The following is a 15,258-nucleotide window of genomic DNA, read 5'->3' as shown; positions in this document are numbered from 1 at the left end:
TCCTACTTCTTCATTTTAGGGTCCAGCGCGTCACGCAAGCCGTCACCAATCAGATTAATCGCTACAACGGTAATTAGAATACACATTCCCGGTGGTACCCATATCCAGGGCCGTTTGCGGAAGTCAATCAGATTATTCGCAGCCGATATCATGTTCCCCCACGAAGGTGTGGGCGGCACGACGCCAATCCCCAAGTAACTGAGCGCAGATTCTGTAATAATCGCACCAGCCACTCCAAGCGTAGCCGTAACAATAATAGTAGGAATCGTGTTCGGTAGCAGATGTCGGAATATTTTGCGGCGGTCTCTCAACCCCAGCGCTTCCGTCGCCTGCATGAACTCCTGTTCACGCAGCGTAAGAATCTGCCCTCTGACCAGACGGGACAAGCTCGTCCAGCTCAGGACCCCAATAATAAGCATCAGAAAATAAATACGGTTCGACGGATCAACCTTCAAATCCGATAGAACAGCACCTAAAATAATAAGCAGCGGCAATGTAGGCAGCGCCATAAAAATATCGGCAATCCGCATAATAACCGTATCCACGCCTTTACGATAAAACCCTGCCAGCGCACCCAACGTTGCCCCGATCATGACCGAAATAAACGTGGCGACCAGCCCCACTGTCAAAGAAATACGGCCAGCCAGCATCGTACGCAGTAAAATATCTCTACCAAACTTATCCGTACCGAGCCAGTACTTCGCATTAGGGGATAAGTTTTTGTCAGAGAGCTTGTAATCATCTAAGTGATAAGGTGAAATCATGGGACCAAATACACAAATGATAACCATCAGAATTAATATAACGAGACCTGCCAAAGCCAAGCGGTTTTGGTTAAAACGGCGAACGGCGATTCTCCATGGAGACGCTTCAGGACGGATCGCCGCCTTTTGATTGGTTTCAATCGTGACTGTTTCTGCGGACAATAGTATCCCTCCTACTTCAAGCGAATTCTTGGATCTGCCATGCCATACAATACATCAGAAAGTAGATTGCCGATGAGCGTGAGAACAGCTAGGAAAATGGTGAAGCCCAACATAAACGGATAGTCCCGCATACTAATGGACTCCAGGTAGACCTGCCCCACACCCGGCCATACAAATACCTTTTCCAGGATCATTGCCCCACCAAATAAGGCTGGAAGCTCGAACCCGAGCAGTGTGATTGCTGGAATCAGGGCATTGCGCAGTGCATGTTTGAAAATAACCGTCCGTTCCTTCAAGCCCTTGGCGCGTGCGGTACGGATATAATCCTGACGGATGACCTCCAACATGCCTGTACGGAAATAACGAGTCAGGCTTCCTGTACTCAGCATCGTAAGTACGAGTGTCGGCAGGAACATATGCTTGAGGACATCCACCATATACGCCCACGAACCTGCTTCCATCCCTGCTGTAGTCATACCCCCAACCGGGAGAATTCCCCATTCAAGGGCAAATATTTTGATGACCAATAGACCAATAAAAAATGAAGGCAGCGACATACATAAGAAAATGAATAACGTCACGAACTTATCGAATAAGGAATATTGAAACTTAGCTGAAAATACCCCTGCAACAACTGCAATGAGCCAGCTAAAAATAAGACTAAAAAAAGCGATAATAAAAGAGTTCCATACATAATTGCCAATGACCTTCGTTACCGGCTGCTTATGCTGTAATGAATCCCCCATATTTCCCTTTAACATATTACCGGCCCATATAAAATAACGTTGGTATTCCGGCTTATCCAGCCCGTAGATATGTCGTAGCTGCTGCGCCTTCTCGGCGGTCATATTCGGGTTCTGCTTGGCTGTAATGTAATCACCCGGCACCATGGCTGAAATCGCAAAAACGATAATGGATATGCCAATAAGTGTGGGGATGAGTTGCAGCAGTCTTCGAATAATGTACTGCTTCATATTCATTCCTCCAGACGAATAAAGTGATATGCCCAGCTCGTGAGAGCTGAGCATACGGTTGGCATCCCTTATTGAGCGATTTGAGCGTTATGCAGAGTGAACTCAAAATCTTTGTATGGCGTAATTTCTAGGCCGGATACACGTCCATTCACTGGCCACATATCTCTGCGTTGGTACATAAAGATAGTTGGCAGATCTTTGTTCAACTCTTGATAGAGCTGTTTGTAAATCTGTTTGCGTTTCTCTTGATCCAGTTCATGCTTACCAGCAAGCGTTAATTCATCGACCTTTTTATTAGAGTAGCCGATATCGTTTTGTGCACCATTCGTAATAAAAGTCGTTGTGTCCGGGTCTGGAGTTAAGCCCCAGGCCGCGAAGAACATATCAAACTTGCCTGTATCCTTTTTATCCATAATGGCGTTAAAATCTAGAGTTTCAGAAGTCAGCTTGATGCCTAGCTCCTTATAGTTATTGGACATGATTGGTAGCAAGGCCTCTACTACTGGATTATCAGCAGTTGCGGAGAAGTTAATGGTCAGCTTTTCGCCGTCCTTTTCGCGAATCCCGTCAGCACCAACCTTCCAGCCTGCCTCATCCAGCAAAGCCTTCGCCTTCGCTGTATCAAATTCATATTTGTTGATGCCTTCATCCGTATAAGACCAAGATTCTGTAGATTGTGGAATGTTAATGACATTCGCATATGGGCCATACACGCCCTGTACAATCTCTTTACGGTTTAAACCAATAGTTAAAGCCTGACGTACTTTAGGGTCCTGGAATTTCTTTTCCTTGTGATTAAATGCAATATATCCATAGCCATTGGTCGGCATAATATTCACGTCCAAGAAGCCTAGAGCCTTTAATTCCTCTACATTGTCTTCCGTAACTGTGATGTTGTCCATGTCCGTTTCCCCTGTTTGCAGCATAGACAGGTTTGTTTCTTCTGTTGTCGTTTTGAAAATAACCGATTTTACCTTTGGTGCGCCCTTGAAGTAGTTTGGATTCGCTTCAAGTACGACTTGCTGACCCGGGGAAAAGCTCTTCAGCACATACTGCCCGGAGCCGATTGGTTTATTATTAAGCGCCTTGATGCTGTCCAGGTTACCCTTCTTGAACCCTTTTCCGTAATAAGCTTCTGGCATGAAGTATTGCTCACCCAGATAATCCTTCGTATAAGCTGTTGCTTCTGTAACGGTTACCTCTACTGTATTATCATCGATGACCTTGATACCCGAGATATCATTCGCCTTGCCATCGTGGTATTCCTTACCGCCTTTAATCTTAAAAGATAATATATCGCTTTCTCCATCATAATTCGGATCATGCAGCACTTTGAGAACAAAAGCATAATCCTTTACGGTTACTGGAGTGCCGTCACTATACTTCACACCTGGTTTCAGATGGAAGGTGTATTTTAGACCATCCGGCGATACATCAACCTTTTCAGCCAAACTATTTTCATATGTACCATCTGCCTTCACCTGTAAGAAGGAATCAAATACCGTTCTGACTACAAATAAATCATACTTTGTTTGCCAGAATAGCGGGTTAAATACCCCTTTAGGTGATGTCATACCTACTACAATGTTATCTTTCCGATTTGTTGCTCCCGGAGGATTTTGTGACAAATCCGTTGCTTTAATTACACCCTCTGTAACTGGTGCGCTGCCTTCATTTCCCTCTGTTTTCTTATCCGCATTACCTTGCTGCGGCTGTGCCTCATTAGCACCTCCACTACATCCTGCAAACAGAACACCAACGATCGTAAGCACCATAAGCAAAGAAACCCATTTCTTCGTTTGCACCATCCTGTTAATCCCCCTTAGTCGGTCTTTATTTAACAGCCTGTCTCATTCCTGCGGTGATTCGTTAAAGCTCGAGGTTTGAAAATGAAGTTTGCACATCCTCCTTACTGTTCCTAATGATAGCGTAGAACACATGTTTTAGACCCTTGGTCAATTTTGTGCACCGACAACCATTACATTTTTATTAAGGTTTATCTTAAGTGTAAAATAATATCACGTCAATATCTTTTTTTATGTAATATGCAATTGCAAAACATCTATTTTTGTAAAGTTTATGAAATTTACTTAAGGAAAATGACAAAAAATTCGAGTGTTATGTAATATAAAATAACATTTCGAATGATCGAAATGTGTACTCTGGCGAGTTGGGGAGCTTGAAATTTCCTAAGCCACTAAAAGGCAAATCATACTTAATGGGTAAACATGGATTGTATTATTAGTAAGTTACAATAGATGGCACTTGTTGTCAATAAAATAAATCATAAAAAAAGATGCCCCCACAATTGGGAACATCTTTTCTTTCCACCCACTACTATTCAGTAGTGTAAGGAAGCAATGCGATTTGACGGGAACGTTTAACAGCGATTGTCAACATACGTTGATATTTCGCGCTTGTTCCAGTCACACGACGAGGAAGGATTTTCCCACGTTCGCTGATGAATTTTTTAAGCAGGTCTGTATCTTTATAGTCAATGTGAGTAATTTTGTTCACAGTGAAGAAACATACTTTACGACGTTTGTTGCGACCACCACGACGAGCTGGTCTTTTGTTATCGTCTCCGCCTTCTCTTTGTCTGAAGCCCATTCTTTGTCAGTCCTTTCCCAATTAAAATGGTAGATCATCATCCGAAATATCGATCGGTTTTCCGTCATCGGAAAAAGGATCCTGATTGTTTCGCGAGTTATTATTCCCGCGCCCACTATTGCTGTTACCGCCTCCGAAAGGAGACTCCTCACGCATACCTCCACCGCTATTGCCGCCACCGTTGCCGCTATCGCGGTTAGATTCCAAGAAACGTACATTATCAGCAACAATTTCAGTCACGTATACACGTTTTCCTTCATTGTTCTCATAATTACGCACTTGTACACGGCCTTCAACAGCCGTCAAACGACCTTTACGAAGATAGTTAGCGCATGTTTCAGCAAGCTGACGCCAGGTTACGATCGGCAAGAAATCCGCTTCCCGTTCGCCGCCTTGACTTGTAAACGGACGGTCTACAGCCAGGGTGAACTGGGTTACTGCTACACCAGACGGTGTATAGCGCAGCTCTGGATCTTTGGTCAAACGACCGATCAGAATGACACGGTTCAACAATCCAATCCCCTCCTTTGAGCGTTGTTCATTACATAATCACGTACAATAATTAAGCTACGTCGTTCGTAATGAGATAACGAATTACTTCGTCAGAAATTTTCATGATACGCTCAAGCTCAGTAACAACAGCAGGTTCTGCTGTGAAGTTTACCAGAACGAAAGAACCATCACGGAATTTCTTGATCTCATACGCAAGACGGCGTTTAGTTACATCGTGATTCGTAATTTCGCCACCGCCGTTAGAGATGATACCTTGGAATTTGTCGACTGTCGCTTGAACAGCTTCTTGTTCAATGTCAGGACGAATAATGTACATCACTTCATATTTGCGCATTCTTTACACCTCCTTATGGACATAAGGCCCTCAATCTCAGTTGAGAGCAAGGAACGAGCCTAAACTCGCACTAAAACAGTTTACCAAATCGAGCACCTGAATGCAACCTGCAATTTCGAGCACAAGGCTAAAAGCTGTTCACACACAACCTATTATTAGCTTTATACATTTTTATATCACTTCACAAATTTTGCATATATAAAGGAAATCATTTTTGATTAACTACTATCTGTGTGCCTTGATTTCGCATGTTTCTGTTTAAGACAGCGCACAATAACCGTTGCAGTCCAAATTCATTATCTAAGGAGGCACAACCGTATGGGTGAAAAGACTGAGTTCGTACCCGGGGATAAGGTCCCAAATGACGGCGTATATATGGAGGTTGGAGAAAAAAGCTTTCATACTGAAATCCAAAACCCGCAGCAAATAACGTTGGAAAGAGGCGATTCTTTTCCGAAGACCACCAACCATAATCGCAAGTGGAAGAAAAAAACGAAAGCTCGTGTCCACTAATGTATATTTCTTCGGAATCCTGGCCATATTATGATTAGGCGATACAACAGAGAGGTGTGGTTCCGTTGGACGACGTAGCCTTACAAACTGTTAGGAGATCCATTCCGGGCATTAGAAGCGTTAGGTTTGTGTAAAAGGACACTGTCTTTTCAACACGGTATTGCTAGTCAGTACACCGAGTTTCATGATGTGATTGGACAGATCGTATCCTGTTAAAAATGTATCGCCTACGATGGAGGACCTTTGTGGTCCTCCTTTGTTGCATTATCGGACTTTTTGCATATGCTGGTAAAATGCAGATTAATTCAGCTCCTTCTGCTAGAATATATCCAAGTACAAAGACCTACTATCTACGGAGGTTTAAAGATGAGCTATTCTCGTATATTAAAGTGGATATCAGGTATATTCGAATTGGTGCTGGCTGTACCGATTGTGGGAGGAGCTATTGTCATGGGGACTGGCTACTCAGCACTGGGGTTTATGCTTGTCCTGCATGCAGTAACACTTATCCTGTCGTTACGCAATCAGGAAGCGATCTACGGTTCTGTCTGGGGAGTACTCACTTCCTTGCTAGCCTGGATTCCTTTTGTTGGCTGGGCACTCCATTTGATCGCTGCCATCCTGCTGATGATCTCTGGCTCAAAGAGAACAAAACGCTATCATTACCCGCCTAACCAGCTATAACAAAAGAATGCTCCTGACGGCAATTATTTCAAACGCTGTTAGGAGCTTTCTTTTACTTTAACACCTTATTCATTCACCAAGAGGTTCTTAATCATTCTTCGATATCGCTACATTCATTCTTATAACCTAATAATGATTTATTTCCATAAACCAAAAAATCCCCTACGTCAGCAGACGTAAGAGATTGATCAAGTTCATGAAGTTAGTGGCGGAAAGAGTGGGATTCGAACCCACGCACGCCTTGCGACGCCTAACTGATTTCGAGTCAGCCCCCTTGGACCTCTTGGGTACCTTTCCGCAGCAAGGATAATTATATCATCATTGCTACCATGACGCAAGCTGATTTCTTGTTCATCATGATCCACTTTCTCTGCTCAAATGGTTTCCGAATTCTGCTCGCCAGCGCTGGACTTTGAGCGCAACACTTTCTTCATATTCTTTTCGAACTTGGCACGCGGAATCAGTACACTATGCTGGCATCCGACGCATTTGATTCGAATATCCATCCCCATCCGAATAATTTCCATCTCGTTCGTTCCACACGGATGAGGCTTCTTCATCTGCACAATATCCCCTAGTTCAAACGACTTACGCTCCACCCTTCTCTCCCCCTTTTCTTCCTGACTCATCTTCTTTTTCAAGGGTGATCGCCGTCTCCAGTGCGGCCTGACGATGTTCCTCGTCCTCTAGAGCCCTCTTGATATTATTCTGAATATCACGCTCTACCAAGGCCCCTGTGTTCGGCATACATTCCGCCACAACCCGTACGATATATTCTGATGTAGTCATGGACTGAACGCCTAACACATCCGGCATATTAAGTATCTGCGCATTGGACTCTTCGATACCTTGGATCGCCTGTTTTACCAAGCTGACGGCTTCCTCCAGACTACGCTCCGCCTTCATCGGCACATCTACCACCGCCAACGCGTTGGACATGGAGAAGTTCGTTACCGTCGTAATGGAGCCGTTCGGTAAAATATACACCTCACCTTTCCAGCTCACCAGCCTGGTTGTACGCAGCCCAATCATTTCTACCGTCCCCTTGAAAGTTCCCGTCTGAATGACGTCTCCTACGGCAAATTGATCCTCAAATATAATAAAGAATCCGGTAATTACATCCTTAACCAAGCTTTGTGCCCCAAAACCTACAGCCAACCCAAGCACTCCAGCTCCAGCAATCAGAGGGCCTAGATTTATACCCATTTGCGATAGCACCAGCATAATCAAGATGAAATTGAACACAATATTTGTTACATTTTTTAGCAGTTCGCCCACAGTCGTTAACCGTCTGGTATTCAATCGGAATCTGCCGTTATCTCCCTTTTGCTCCATCGACTTATCTATAATTTTATTAATAACTCGAATAAAGATACGTGTAATGATGAAAATAATTACGATTTTCAAAACCACAAACAAAAAGGTCGACCACATCGCACTATCTGTAAGCCATTTCCATACAGCATCCTTCCAATGAATCGCACCTTGCACTACGTCATCCGTGTCTAAATTACCGGCCAACCAATGTATAAAGGTCATGCTGTACTCCTCCTCAAACCAGGGAACCACTCTTTCTATTTCCCACATTCTATTTCCTATCTATATAAGCATATCTCCCGACTTCAAACATACGACTATGAATAATCTACTTTTCCCGAGTATAAAAACGCAAGTTTATCCATATACTAGCTACTATCTTGAGAATAATTGTTACCCGCAGGCCAAGTGAAATCTTAAAAGTAGGCGAGCACAACCTGCACGCTCCATTACAGGACGAAAGGAAGATTCCATGACTCATTCTGACTTCATTCCGGGGCAAGAACCCCTAAGCTTAAAAATATCACACACCGATCCCGGGATCCAATCAGCCATCATCCATCGTTTGCTGTTCCATCTGCATCAGGCACGGAGTCTGCAAAATATCGTCATCATTTGCATCGGCACCGATCGTTCTACTGGAGATTGCCTTGGTCCGCTCGTTGGCACCCATTTGTCACGCTATAAAAGCCCCCTGTTTAACTTGTATGGAACATTAGATGAGCCTGTACATGCTATGAACCTTCAAACGACGCTGAACGGCATACATGACCGATACGAACAGCCTTATATCATTGGTATAGACGCATGTCTTGGACAAACCTCCAGTGTTGGATGCATTCAGGTTGCAGAGGGTCCTCTCAAGCCTGGAGCAGGTGTAAATAAAGAATTACCGCCGGTCGGCGATATCCATTTGACTGGTATCGTTAACGTCGGCGGCTTCATGGAATACTTTGTGTTACAAAATACGAGACTAAATTTGGTCATGAAATTATCAGATATCATAGCTAGTAGCTTATACTCCGCAATTAAGGAGTGGCATTACCGGTCTGTCCTACTTGCTGCGCAAGAGTAATAGCTTCTTTCTCTTCAGGTGATAAGGAATAAGAAGATTGTCCCGCTTCCAGAGGCTTGGCATACACATATGAGCCATCCCGGTTATAAATACCGGTCAATACTATTCCGTCCTGATTATCGTCTACAATAGCCAGAGAGAAGCTTAGATCGCTCCCTCTCTCACCAAAGGCATTATAGCGTTTGATGCCTATATGTCCCTTCAAGCCAGTCAGTTTGCTGCGTAGTGATTTCATACTTGCACGGTGGGCTTTCTGCTCATCTTCAATCGTGTCCATCTGTACCTTTAAATCAATCAGCAGCGTTTCCAAATTCTCTACCCCGCTGCCTGCCATCATGGTTTCATACTTTCGCCGCATCTTCTTTAGCTTTGATCCCTGTACAATAACAACAATCAACAGGATAAACAAAACAAGCACGATCCCTGCAACAATTCCAGCAAGCTGCTCCATGATTAGTCCATTCAATTCAGCCATATGTTTGTTTCTACCCCTCTACCTCAAAAATCATGTTACTGCTTTGCTTACCTTTTATTTTAAACGTTTGAGAACAGCGAGACAAATAACACAAGGCTATTAGTTTATCCATCAAAACCATTCTAATTCCTGCAATTCCAGACAAAGCAAAGACATATCTCACTTTCCATTTCACTCAAGGAGACATGTCCATATTTTTACAGACTACTGTAATAGCTCCAGTAATCTTTCCAAATCCTGCTGGCTGTAATAATTCAATTCGATTTTTCCTTTATCTTTATTGTGCTTGATCTTTACAGTTGTTTTAAAACGCTCGCGCAGGGACTCTTCCATATGGTCAATATAGGGGTCCTTTTTTCGCACCTTGGCTTTAGCTTTTGTTTCTCCAGGCTTATGATCCAACTGTTGTACGGCTTCCTCAAGTTCACGAACGCTCCACTGTTGCTCAATACATTGCATGGCCAGCTGCTTTACCATGTCTGGATCTTTGAGCCCGACAATTGCTCTAGCATGCCCCATAGACAATGTTCCACGTGAAACATGATCTTTAACCTCCTCAGGCAATGCGAGCAAACGGAGAAAATTGGCAATGTGTGAACGTGATTTTCCCACTTTCATGGACAACTCTTCCTGAGTTAAAGAAAACTGATCCATTAACCCCTGATAAGCCACCGCCACTTCCATTGCATTTAAGTTTTCACGCTGCAAATTCTCAATCAGGGCAATCTCCATTACCTGCTGATCTGTAAAATTGCGAACAACCACAGGTATGGTTGGATTCCCGCAAAATTGAGAGGCCCGAAACCGTCTTTCCCCGGCTATAATCTCATAACCTCTCAAGACACTACGCGCAATAATGGGTTGGATAACACCGTGCTGACGAATGGATTCCGCTAATTCCTTAATGGACTCCTCATCAAACGTTTTCCGAGGCTGGTATGGGTTCGCCCGCAACTGACTGAGCGGAATGTCAACAACCTTATCCTCGTCACTGACTGTAAGGGAGGGAATAAGTGCGTCCAGTCCCTTTCCCAACCGTTTACTCATAAGATACCACTTCCTTTGCCAACTCAATATATACCTCTGCCCCACGAGACCGGGGATCATACGTAATAATGGACTGGCCATGTGATGGTGCTTCGCTGAGTCTCACGTTGCGTGGAATAATCGTCTGATAAACTTTGCTTTGAAAATATTTTTTCACTTCTTCAATCACCTGAATACCCAAGTTCGTGCGGGCGTCAAACATGGTTAGCAACACGCCCTCAATTTGCAATGAGGTGTTTAGATGTTTTTGCACTAATCGCACGGTATTCAACAATTGGCTTAATCCTTCCAGCGCGTAATATTCACATTGGATTGGAATAATGACTGAATCGGAAGCCGTCAAGGAATTGAGCGTCAAAATCCCCAGTGATGGAGGGCAATCTATTAATATATAATCGTAATTATGCTTGACGAGTTGAAGTGATCTTTTTAATCTCAATTCGCGAGAAATAGTTGGTACCAGCTCGATTTCAGCACCTGCTAATTGGATGGTTGCCGGGATAATATCCAATCCCTCAACCTGTGTACTGATAATCGCCTCGCTAGGGTCAACTTCGTTAATGAGTACATCATAAATACAATTTGCCACATCCGCCTTATTGATACCCACACCGCTAGTTGTATTACCTTGCGGGTCGATATCCACGAGCAATACCCTTTTGCCGAGGGAAGCAAGTCCGGCGCCCAAATTCACGGAAGTAGTCGTTTTGCCTACTCCGCCCTTTTGATTGGCTACGGCTATTATTTTTGACACTTCATTCACCTCATAATTTAATCGGAATCCTGCTACGTTCCATGATTGCAAAAGCTCTATGAAGACGTTACTTAGTCCTTAACTTACGGATAACGGCAATTTCAAAATAGAATACGAGTATGCTGCGGTTTTATGTTGGCGTTAGACAGAAAAAGCGGCAATTGCTGCCGCTGTACGCTTCATCCCTTACTTACGTTTGGGAATTTGAATGACAATCTCATAGTGATCCTCATGATCAGATTCCTTTGTTTTGATATCCAACCCTGAGCCAGACACCATATCAATGGATTGACGAATCGTATTCAGCGCAAGCCGGACATCCTTGGTAAAGGAAATCCGCTTAGATTTCTTAATCGTGGATACTTGTTTATAGAAGGCAACTCGTGCCTCTGTTTGCTTCACATTGAGTTCCTTAGCAATCACTTCATCTAAAACCTTGTACTGTAGCTCTTCGGTCTCTAACGACAATAATGCACGAGCGTGACGCTCGGACACCTTCCGCTCCATTAGAGCCTCTTTCACTCTCTCCGGCAAATGAAGCAGCCGTATCTTATTAGCAATAGTGGATTGGCTTTTGCCAAGTCGCTGAGCGAGGCTTTCCTGGGTGAGTTGATGCAGGTCAATCAGCTTTTGATAAGCTACAGCCTCTTCAATCGCAGTTAGGCCCTCCCGCTGAAGATTCTCAATCAACGCGATGGATGCAGCTTGTGAATCATTAAACTCACGAACAATGGCTGGAATCGTCTCCATACCCAGCTTGGTGACAGCTCTCCAACGACGTTCCCCTGCTATAATTTCATATTGTCCATTACGGAAACGAACGACAATCGGTTGAATTACACCATGCGTCTTAATAGTCTGGCATAGCTCATCAATCTTTTCGTCGTCAAATATGGTGCGGGGCTGATAAGGACTGCTGACAATATCCCGAACTGGAATTTGTTTTATTTCGTCCCCATTGGAGCGCTCCGTCAAACCAAATAGCTTGGAAAATTGTTCTTTCATTCCGTATAATACCACCTAATTTCATAATAGCACCATACAAACAGCGCTTCGTGAAAAACAGTTCCTTACGGGGATTGTAGACCCTTCTATATGAAACAGCGCCGTAAGCGGGTACACTCCACGTACTCCCCTGACATTTGTTGTCCCACTTCCCTATATGTATATCTGAAATCATGGGTACGGGAAGCAGCCAACTTACACTAAAACGATTATCTCTATTCTATCACTTTTCCAGTCATAATCCTATCGTCTCTAACAGCTTTTCAGAAGGATAAAAGAATAAATTATGTAGAGGGCATTCGGCAAGGAGCCATCTTAAGCAAGGAGTTTATAAACCATAAAAAAAGTGAATGTTTCACGTGAAACATTCACTTTTTTTCAAACATTTACACTAAAGGTGTTTTCAAAGGAGTACCTGGCTTACGCGGGTATTTCCGTGGTGTAGCTGCTCTTTTTTCGATAATAATCATATGTCTGGCTGCATCCTCAACAGGTAGCTGAAAGGCCTGAACATGCTTGATTTTTCCCTTTAGCTCTTTCAAACTGTAGGAGGCTTCCCTGATTTCTTCCGTTGGGTCGCTACCCTTCATCGCTGCAAAGTGGCCCCCCTCACGGACAAAAGGAAGACAAAATTCATTTAGTACCGCGAGACGGGCAACGGCTCGAGCTGTGACCAGATCATAGCTATCACGATATCCTGCTTTGCGCCCCAATTCCTCTGCCCTGCTGTGAATCAGTTCGACATTTTCCAGTCCCAACTGCTCTACAACATGAGCTAAAAATTGTATGCGTTTGTTCAATGAGTCTACAATGGTCAATTGAATATGTGGAAAGCATATTTTCAAGGGGATCCCAGGAAAACCAGCACCTGACCCAATGTCAGCCAGGCTCCCCACATCATTTAACGGAACATAAAAGGCAAGTGAAAGAGAATCGTAGAAATGCTTGGTGTACACTGCATCTCGCTCAGTAATGCCCGTCAGGTTCATTTTTTCATTCCATTCAACCAGCACACGGTAATACGTTTCAAACTGCTCTAACTGACTGTCATTAATCACAATGCTATGCTCTGCCAGCCGCTGCTTAAACTGCTGTTGTATCGCGTCCATTAAGATCCCCTCGCTGCCGTTACACGGTTATAGTGCTCCAGATAAACCAGCAAAATGGAAATATCCGCAGGAGTTACACCGGAGATACGGGATGCCTGACCAATGGACATCGGACGGATCTTCTCAAGTTTCTGCTTGGCTTCAATGGCCAAGCCTTGAACTTCATTGTATGCGATATCCTCAGGGAGCTTCTTCTTCTCCATCTTTTGCAGGCGTTCTACATGCATCAATTGCTTTTCAATGTAGCCTGCATACTTAATTTGGATTTCTACCTGTTCTTGCTCTTCCTCAGTAAGGGCTACAGGTGAAGGTGAAATTTGTGCCACTTGTGCATAGCTGATCTCAGGTCGACGCAGCACTGTTAACAAATTACTGCCATCCTGTATCGGTGCAGATCCGCCTTGCTCCAGCATCTCATTTACATCAACCGGGCGAACTTTAGCTAAGCGTAAACGCTCAATTTCTTGCTCTACCCTTTGTTTTTTATCCAAAAAGCGCTCGTATCGTTCATCTGTAATCAGGCCAATATCATGCCCGATCGGAGTCAATCGCAGATCCGCGTTATCATGCCGCAACAACAGACGGTATTCTGCACGGGATGTCAGCAAGCGATAGGGCTCATTTGTCCCCTTCGTCACCAGATCGTCAATCAGAACCCCAATGTAGCCTTGAGAACGATCCAGTACGACGGGCTCTTTTCCCTGCACCTTGCGAGCTGCATTAATCCCAGCCATAATTCCTTGACCCGCAGCTTCTTCATAACCGGATGTCCCGTTAATCTGACCTGCTGTGAACAAGCCAGGTACCTTTTTCGTTTCCAAAGTAGGCCACAACTGAGTAGGTACCATCGCATCATATTCAATAGCGTAACCGTTACGCATCATTTCTACCTTTTCCATCCCTGGAATGGTACGCAGTACTGCTAATTGCACATCCTCTGGCAAGCTTGTTGACAAGCCTTGAACATAGTATTCAGATGTGTTTTTACCCTCAGGCTCCAAAAAGATTTGGTGCTTCGGCTTATCACTGAAACGCACCACTTTATCTTCAATAGAGGGGCAATAACGTGGTCCCGTTCCTTCGATCAGACCAGAGAACATCGGTGCACGATGCAAATTATCATTAATAATCTGATGTGTTTCCACTGAAGTATACGTCAGCCAGCAAGGCAACTGCTCATTATCCGAGGACTTCGTTTCATAGGAAAAGAACTTCGGCTGATCATCGCCTGGCTGTATTTCTGTTTTGCTAAAATCAATCGTATCCTTATGCACACGTGGTGGCGTCCCTGTTTTAAAGCGAACGAGATCAAACCCAAGCTCTCTCAAATGTTCAGAAAGTCTCAGCGAAGGCTGCTGATTGTTCGGACCACTCTCATACATCAGCTCACCCATAATGATTTTTCCACGCAGATAGGTGCCCGTCGTCAGGACAACTGCTTTACTACGATACTCTGTGCCCGTCTTCGTAATCACACCTACGCATTGGCCGTCTTCTATAATCAGCTCTTCAACCATGCCTTGACGTAAGGTCAGATTCGGTTCTTTCTCCATCGTTTCCTTCATCGCATGCTGATAAGAGAACTTGTCTGCTTGTGCGCGCAAGGCATGCACGGCAGGACCCTTACCAGTATTTAACATTCTCATTTGGATAAATGTCTTGTCAATATTCCGACCCATTTCGCCACCCAATGCATCAATTTCCCGTACTACATGACCCTTTGCGGGACCACCAATAGACGGGTTGCAGGGCATGAATGCGACCATATCCAAGTTAATTGTGATCATCAATGTACGACAGCCCATCCGTGCCGCTGCCAAAGCCGATTCTACGCCCGCATGGCCCGCACCGACGATGATCACATCATAGTCGCCTCCTTGATATCCCATACCTCACTTACCTCCTTATACATTCGAGTCTTC

Annotated in this window: 17 protein-coding genes and 1 tRNA gene; 3 read left to right on the top strand and 15 right to left on the bottom strand. The window is 44.2% G+C overall.

Features of this window, described 5'->3' with window-relative positions:
- Nucleotides 1-2 precede the first annotated feature (2 nt).
- The 6 genes from opp4C to rpsF form a co-directional block, all read right to left on the bottom strand.
- Nucleotides 3-926, bottom strand: a complete 924-nt coding sequence (gene opp4C / locus G9G57_RS00160; protein WP_016822456.1) for an oligopeptide ABC transporter permease — start codon at nucleotides 924-926, stop codon at nucleotides 3-5.
- Nucleotides 927-937: 11 nt separating this feature from the next.
- Nucleotides 938-1,900 carry an ABC transporter permease gene (locus tag G9G57_RS00155; RefSeq protein WP_016822455.1) on the bottom strand — a complete coding sequence of 321 codons (963 nt, stop codon included), beginning with the start codon at nucleotides 1,898-1,900 and terminating at the stop codon, nucleotides 938-940.
- Between the two features lie 68 nt (nucleotides 1,901-1,968).
- Nucleotides 1,969-3,708, bottom strand: a complete 1,740-nt coding sequence (locus G9G57_RS00150; RefSeq protein WP_164964351.1) for an ABC transporter substrate-binding protein — start codon at nucleotides 3,706-3,708, stop codon at nucleotides 1,969-1,971.
- A gap of 529 nt (nucleotides 3,709-4,237) precedes the next feature.
- Nucleotides 4,238-4,510, bottom strand: coding sequence for a 30S ribosomal protein S18 (gene rpsR / locus G9G57_RS00145; RefSeq protein WP_013312800.1), 273 nt, complete (start codon nucleotides 4,508-4,510; stop codon nucleotides 4,238-4,240).
- A gap of 21 nt (nucleotides 4,511-4,531) precedes the next feature.
- On the bottom strand, nucleotides 4,532-5,023 hold the full coding sequence (ssb, locus tag G9G57_RS00140; RefSeq protein WP_010346813.1) for a single-stranded DNA-binding protein: 492 nt from the start codon (nucleotides 5,021-5,023) through the stop codon (nucleotides 4,532-4,534).
- Between the two features lie 49 nt (nucleotides 5,024-5,072).
- The gene (gene rpsF, locus G9G57_RS00135; RefSeq protein ID WP_007433230.1) at nucleotides 5,073-5,357 is read right to left on the bottom strand and encodes a 30S ribosomal protein S6; all 285 of its coding nucleotides are present in this window, start codon (nucleotides 5,355-5,357) and stop codon (nucleotides 5,073-5,075) included.
- 318 nt (nucleotides 5,358-5,675) lie between these two features.
- On the opposite strand from rpsF, the gene G9G57_RS00130 reads away from it, so the two are divergent.
- Together G9G57_RS00130 and G9G57_RS00125 are read left to right on the top strand one after the other, a co-directional pair.
- Nucleotides 5,676-5,870 carry a YjzC family protein gene (locus G9G57_RS00130; RefSeq protein ID WP_013373906.1) on the top strand — a complete coding sequence of 65 codons (195 nt, stop codon included), beginning with the start codon at nucleotides 5,676-5,678 and terminating at the stop codon, nucleotides 5,868-5,870.
- Nucleotides 5,871-6,236: 366 nt separating this feature from the next.
- Nucleotides 6,237-6,554, top strand: coding sequence for a hypothetical protein (locus tag G9G57_RS00125; protein ID WP_016822453.1), 318 nt, complete (start codon nucleotides 6,237-6,239; stop codon nucleotides 6,552-6,554).
- Between the two features lie 206 nt (nucleotides 6,555-6,760).
- On the opposite strand, the gene G9G57_RS00120 is transcribed toward G9G57_RS00125, so the two are convergent.
- The 3 genes from G9G57_RS00120 to G9G57_RS00110 form a co-directional block, all read right to left on the bottom strand.
- A tRNA-Ser gene (locus G9G57_RS00120) sits at nucleotides 6,761-6,851 on the bottom strand.
- A gap of 77 nt (nucleotides 6,852-6,928) precedes the next feature.
- The gene (locus tag G9G57_RS00115) at nucleotides 6,929-7,153 is read right to left on the bottom strand and encodes a DUF951 domain-containing protein (protein ID WP_016822452.1); all 225 of its coding nucleotides are present in this window, start codon (nucleotides 7,151-7,153) and stop codon (nucleotides 6,929-6,931) included.
- Nucleotides 7,143-8,093, bottom strand: a complete 951-nt coding sequence (locus G9G57_RS00110) for a mechanosensitive ion channel family protein (protein WP_019689092.1) — start codon at nucleotides 8,091-8,093, stop codon at nucleotides 7,143-7,145. The genes G9G57_RS00115 and G9G57_RS00110 overlap by 11 nt, the downstream gene beginning before the upstream one ends.
- A 250-nt stretch (nucleotides 8,094-8,343) precedes the next feature.
- Here G9G57_RS00110 and yyaC point away from each other — a divergent pair, with 250 nt between their 5' ends.
- Nucleotides 8,344-8,946, top strand: coding sequence for a spore protease YyaC (gene yyaC / locus G9G57_RS00105; protein ID WP_019689093.1), 603 nt, complete (start codon nucleotides 8,344-8,346; stop codon nucleotides 8,944-8,946).
- Here the strand turns inward: yyaC and G9G57_RS00100 are convergent.
- From G9G57_RS00100 to mnmG, 6 genes are all read right to left on the bottom strand, one after another.
- Nucleotides 8,900-9,421: a DUF4446 family protein gene (locus G9G57_RS00100; RefSeq protein WP_164964350.1), complete on the bottom strand. Its 522-nt coding sequence runs from the start codon at nucleotides 9,419-9,421 to the stop codon at nucleotides 8,900-8,902. The genes yyaC and G9G57_RS00100 overlap by 47 nt on opposite strands.
- Nucleotides 9,422-9,625: 204 nt before the next feature.
- The gene (locus G9G57_RS00095; RefSeq protein ID WP_016822448.1) at nucleotides 9,626-10,468 is read right to left on the bottom strand and encodes a ParB/RepB/Spo0J family partition protein; all 843 of its coding nucleotides are present in this window, start codon (nucleotides 10,466-10,468) and stop codon (nucleotides 9,626-9,628) included.
- On the bottom strand, nucleotides 10,461-11,222 hold the full coding sequence (locus G9G57_RS00090) for a ParA family protein (protein WP_013373915.1): 762 nt from the start codon (nucleotides 11,220-11,222) through the stop codon (nucleotides 10,461-10,463). Before G9G57_RS00090 ends, G9G57_RS00095 begins: the two co-directional genes overlap by 8 nt.
- Before the next feature lie 186 nt (nucleotides 11,223-11,408).
- Nucleotides 11,409-12,227, bottom strand: a complete 819-nt coding sequence (noc, locus tag G9G57_RS00085) for a nucleoid occlusion protein (RefSeq protein ID WP_013373916.1) — start codon at nucleotides 12,225-12,227, stop codon at nucleotides 11,409-11,411.
- A 386-nt stretch (nucleotides 12,228-12,613) separates the two neighbouring features.
- Nucleotides 12,614-13,336 (bottom strand): 16S rRNA (guanine(527)-N(7))-methyltransferase RsmG, encoded by a 723-nt coding sequence (gene rsmG, locus G9G57_RS00080; RefSeq protein WP_031462540.1) that lies wholly within the window; start codon nucleotides 13,334-13,336, stop codon nucleotides 12,614-12,616.
- On the bottom strand, nucleotides 13,336-15,225 hold the full coding sequence (gene mnmG / locus G9G57_RS00075; RefSeq protein WP_113050390.1) for a tRNA uridine-5-carboxymethylaminomethyl(34) synthesis enzyme MnmG: 1,890 nt from the start codon (nucleotides 15,223-15,225) through the stop codon (nucleotides 13,336-13,338). Before mnmG ends, rsmG begins: the two co-directional genes overlap by 1 nt.
- Nucleotides 15,226-15,258 lie beyond the last annotated feature (33 nt).

The sequence above is a fragment of the Paenibacillus sp. EKM211P genome (genome assembly GCF_011066175.1).
GTDB lineage: Bacteria > Bacillota > Bacilli > Paenibacillales > Paenibacillaceae > Paenibacillus > Paenibacillus polymyxa.
This window is presented reverse-complemented; position numbering and strand designations above follow the sequence as displayed.

Excerpts from the sequence above, each read along its gene's own strand:
- G9G57_RS00155 (WP_016822455.1), bottom strand. The coding sequence starts at position 1,900 with ATGAAGCAGTACATTATTCGAAGACTGCTGCAACTCATCCCCACACTT.
- G9G57_RS00150 (WP_164964351.1), bottom strand. The coding sequence starts at position 3,708 with ATGGTGCAAACGAAGAAATGGGTTTCTTTGCTTATGGTGCTTACGATC.
- rpsR (WP_013312800.1), bottom strand. The coding sequence starts at position 4,510 with ATGGGCTTCAGACAAAGAGAAGGCGGAGACGATAACAAAAGACCAGCT.
- rpsF (WP_007433230.1), bottom strand. The coding sequence starts at position 5,357 with ATGCGCAAATATGAAGTGATGTACATTATTCGTCCTGACATTGAACAA.
- G9G57_RS00130 (WP_013373906.1), top strand. The coding sequence starts at position 5,676 with ATGGGTGAAAAGACTGAGTTCGTACCCGGGGATAAGGTCCCAAATGAC.
- G9G57_RS00125 (WP_016822453.1), top strand. The coding sequence starts at position 6,237 with ATGAGCTATTCTCGTATATTAAAGTGGATATCAGGTATATTCGAATTG.
- G9G57_RS00110 (WP_019689092.1), bottom strand. The coding sequence starts at position 8,093 with ATGACCTTTATACATTGGTTGGCCGGTAATTTAGACACGGATGACGTA.
- yyaC (WP_019689093.1), top strand. The coding sequence starts at position 8,344 with ATGACTCATTCTGACTTCATTCCGGGGCAAGAACCCCTAAGCTTAAAA.
- G9G57_RS00100 (WP_164964350.1), bottom strand. The coding sequence starts at position 9,421 with ATGGCTGAATTGAATGGACTAATCATGGAGCAGCTTGCTGGAATTGTT.
- G9G57_RS00095 (WP_016822448.1), bottom strand. The coding sequence starts at position 10,468 with ATGAGTAAACGGTTGGGAAAGGGACTGGACGCACTTATTCCCTCCCTT.
- noc (WP_013373916.1), bottom strand. The coding sequence starts at position 12,227 with ATGAAAGAACAATTTTCCAAGCTATTTGGTTTGACGGAGCGCTCCAAT.
- rsmG (WP_031462540.1), bottom strand. The coding sequence starts at position 13,336 with ATGGACGCGATACAACAGCAGTTTAAGCAGCGGCTGGCAGAGCATAGC.
- mnmG (WP_113050390.1), bottom strand. The coding sequence starts at position 15,225 with ATGGGATATCAAGGAGGCGACTATGATGTGATCATCGTCGGTGCGGGC.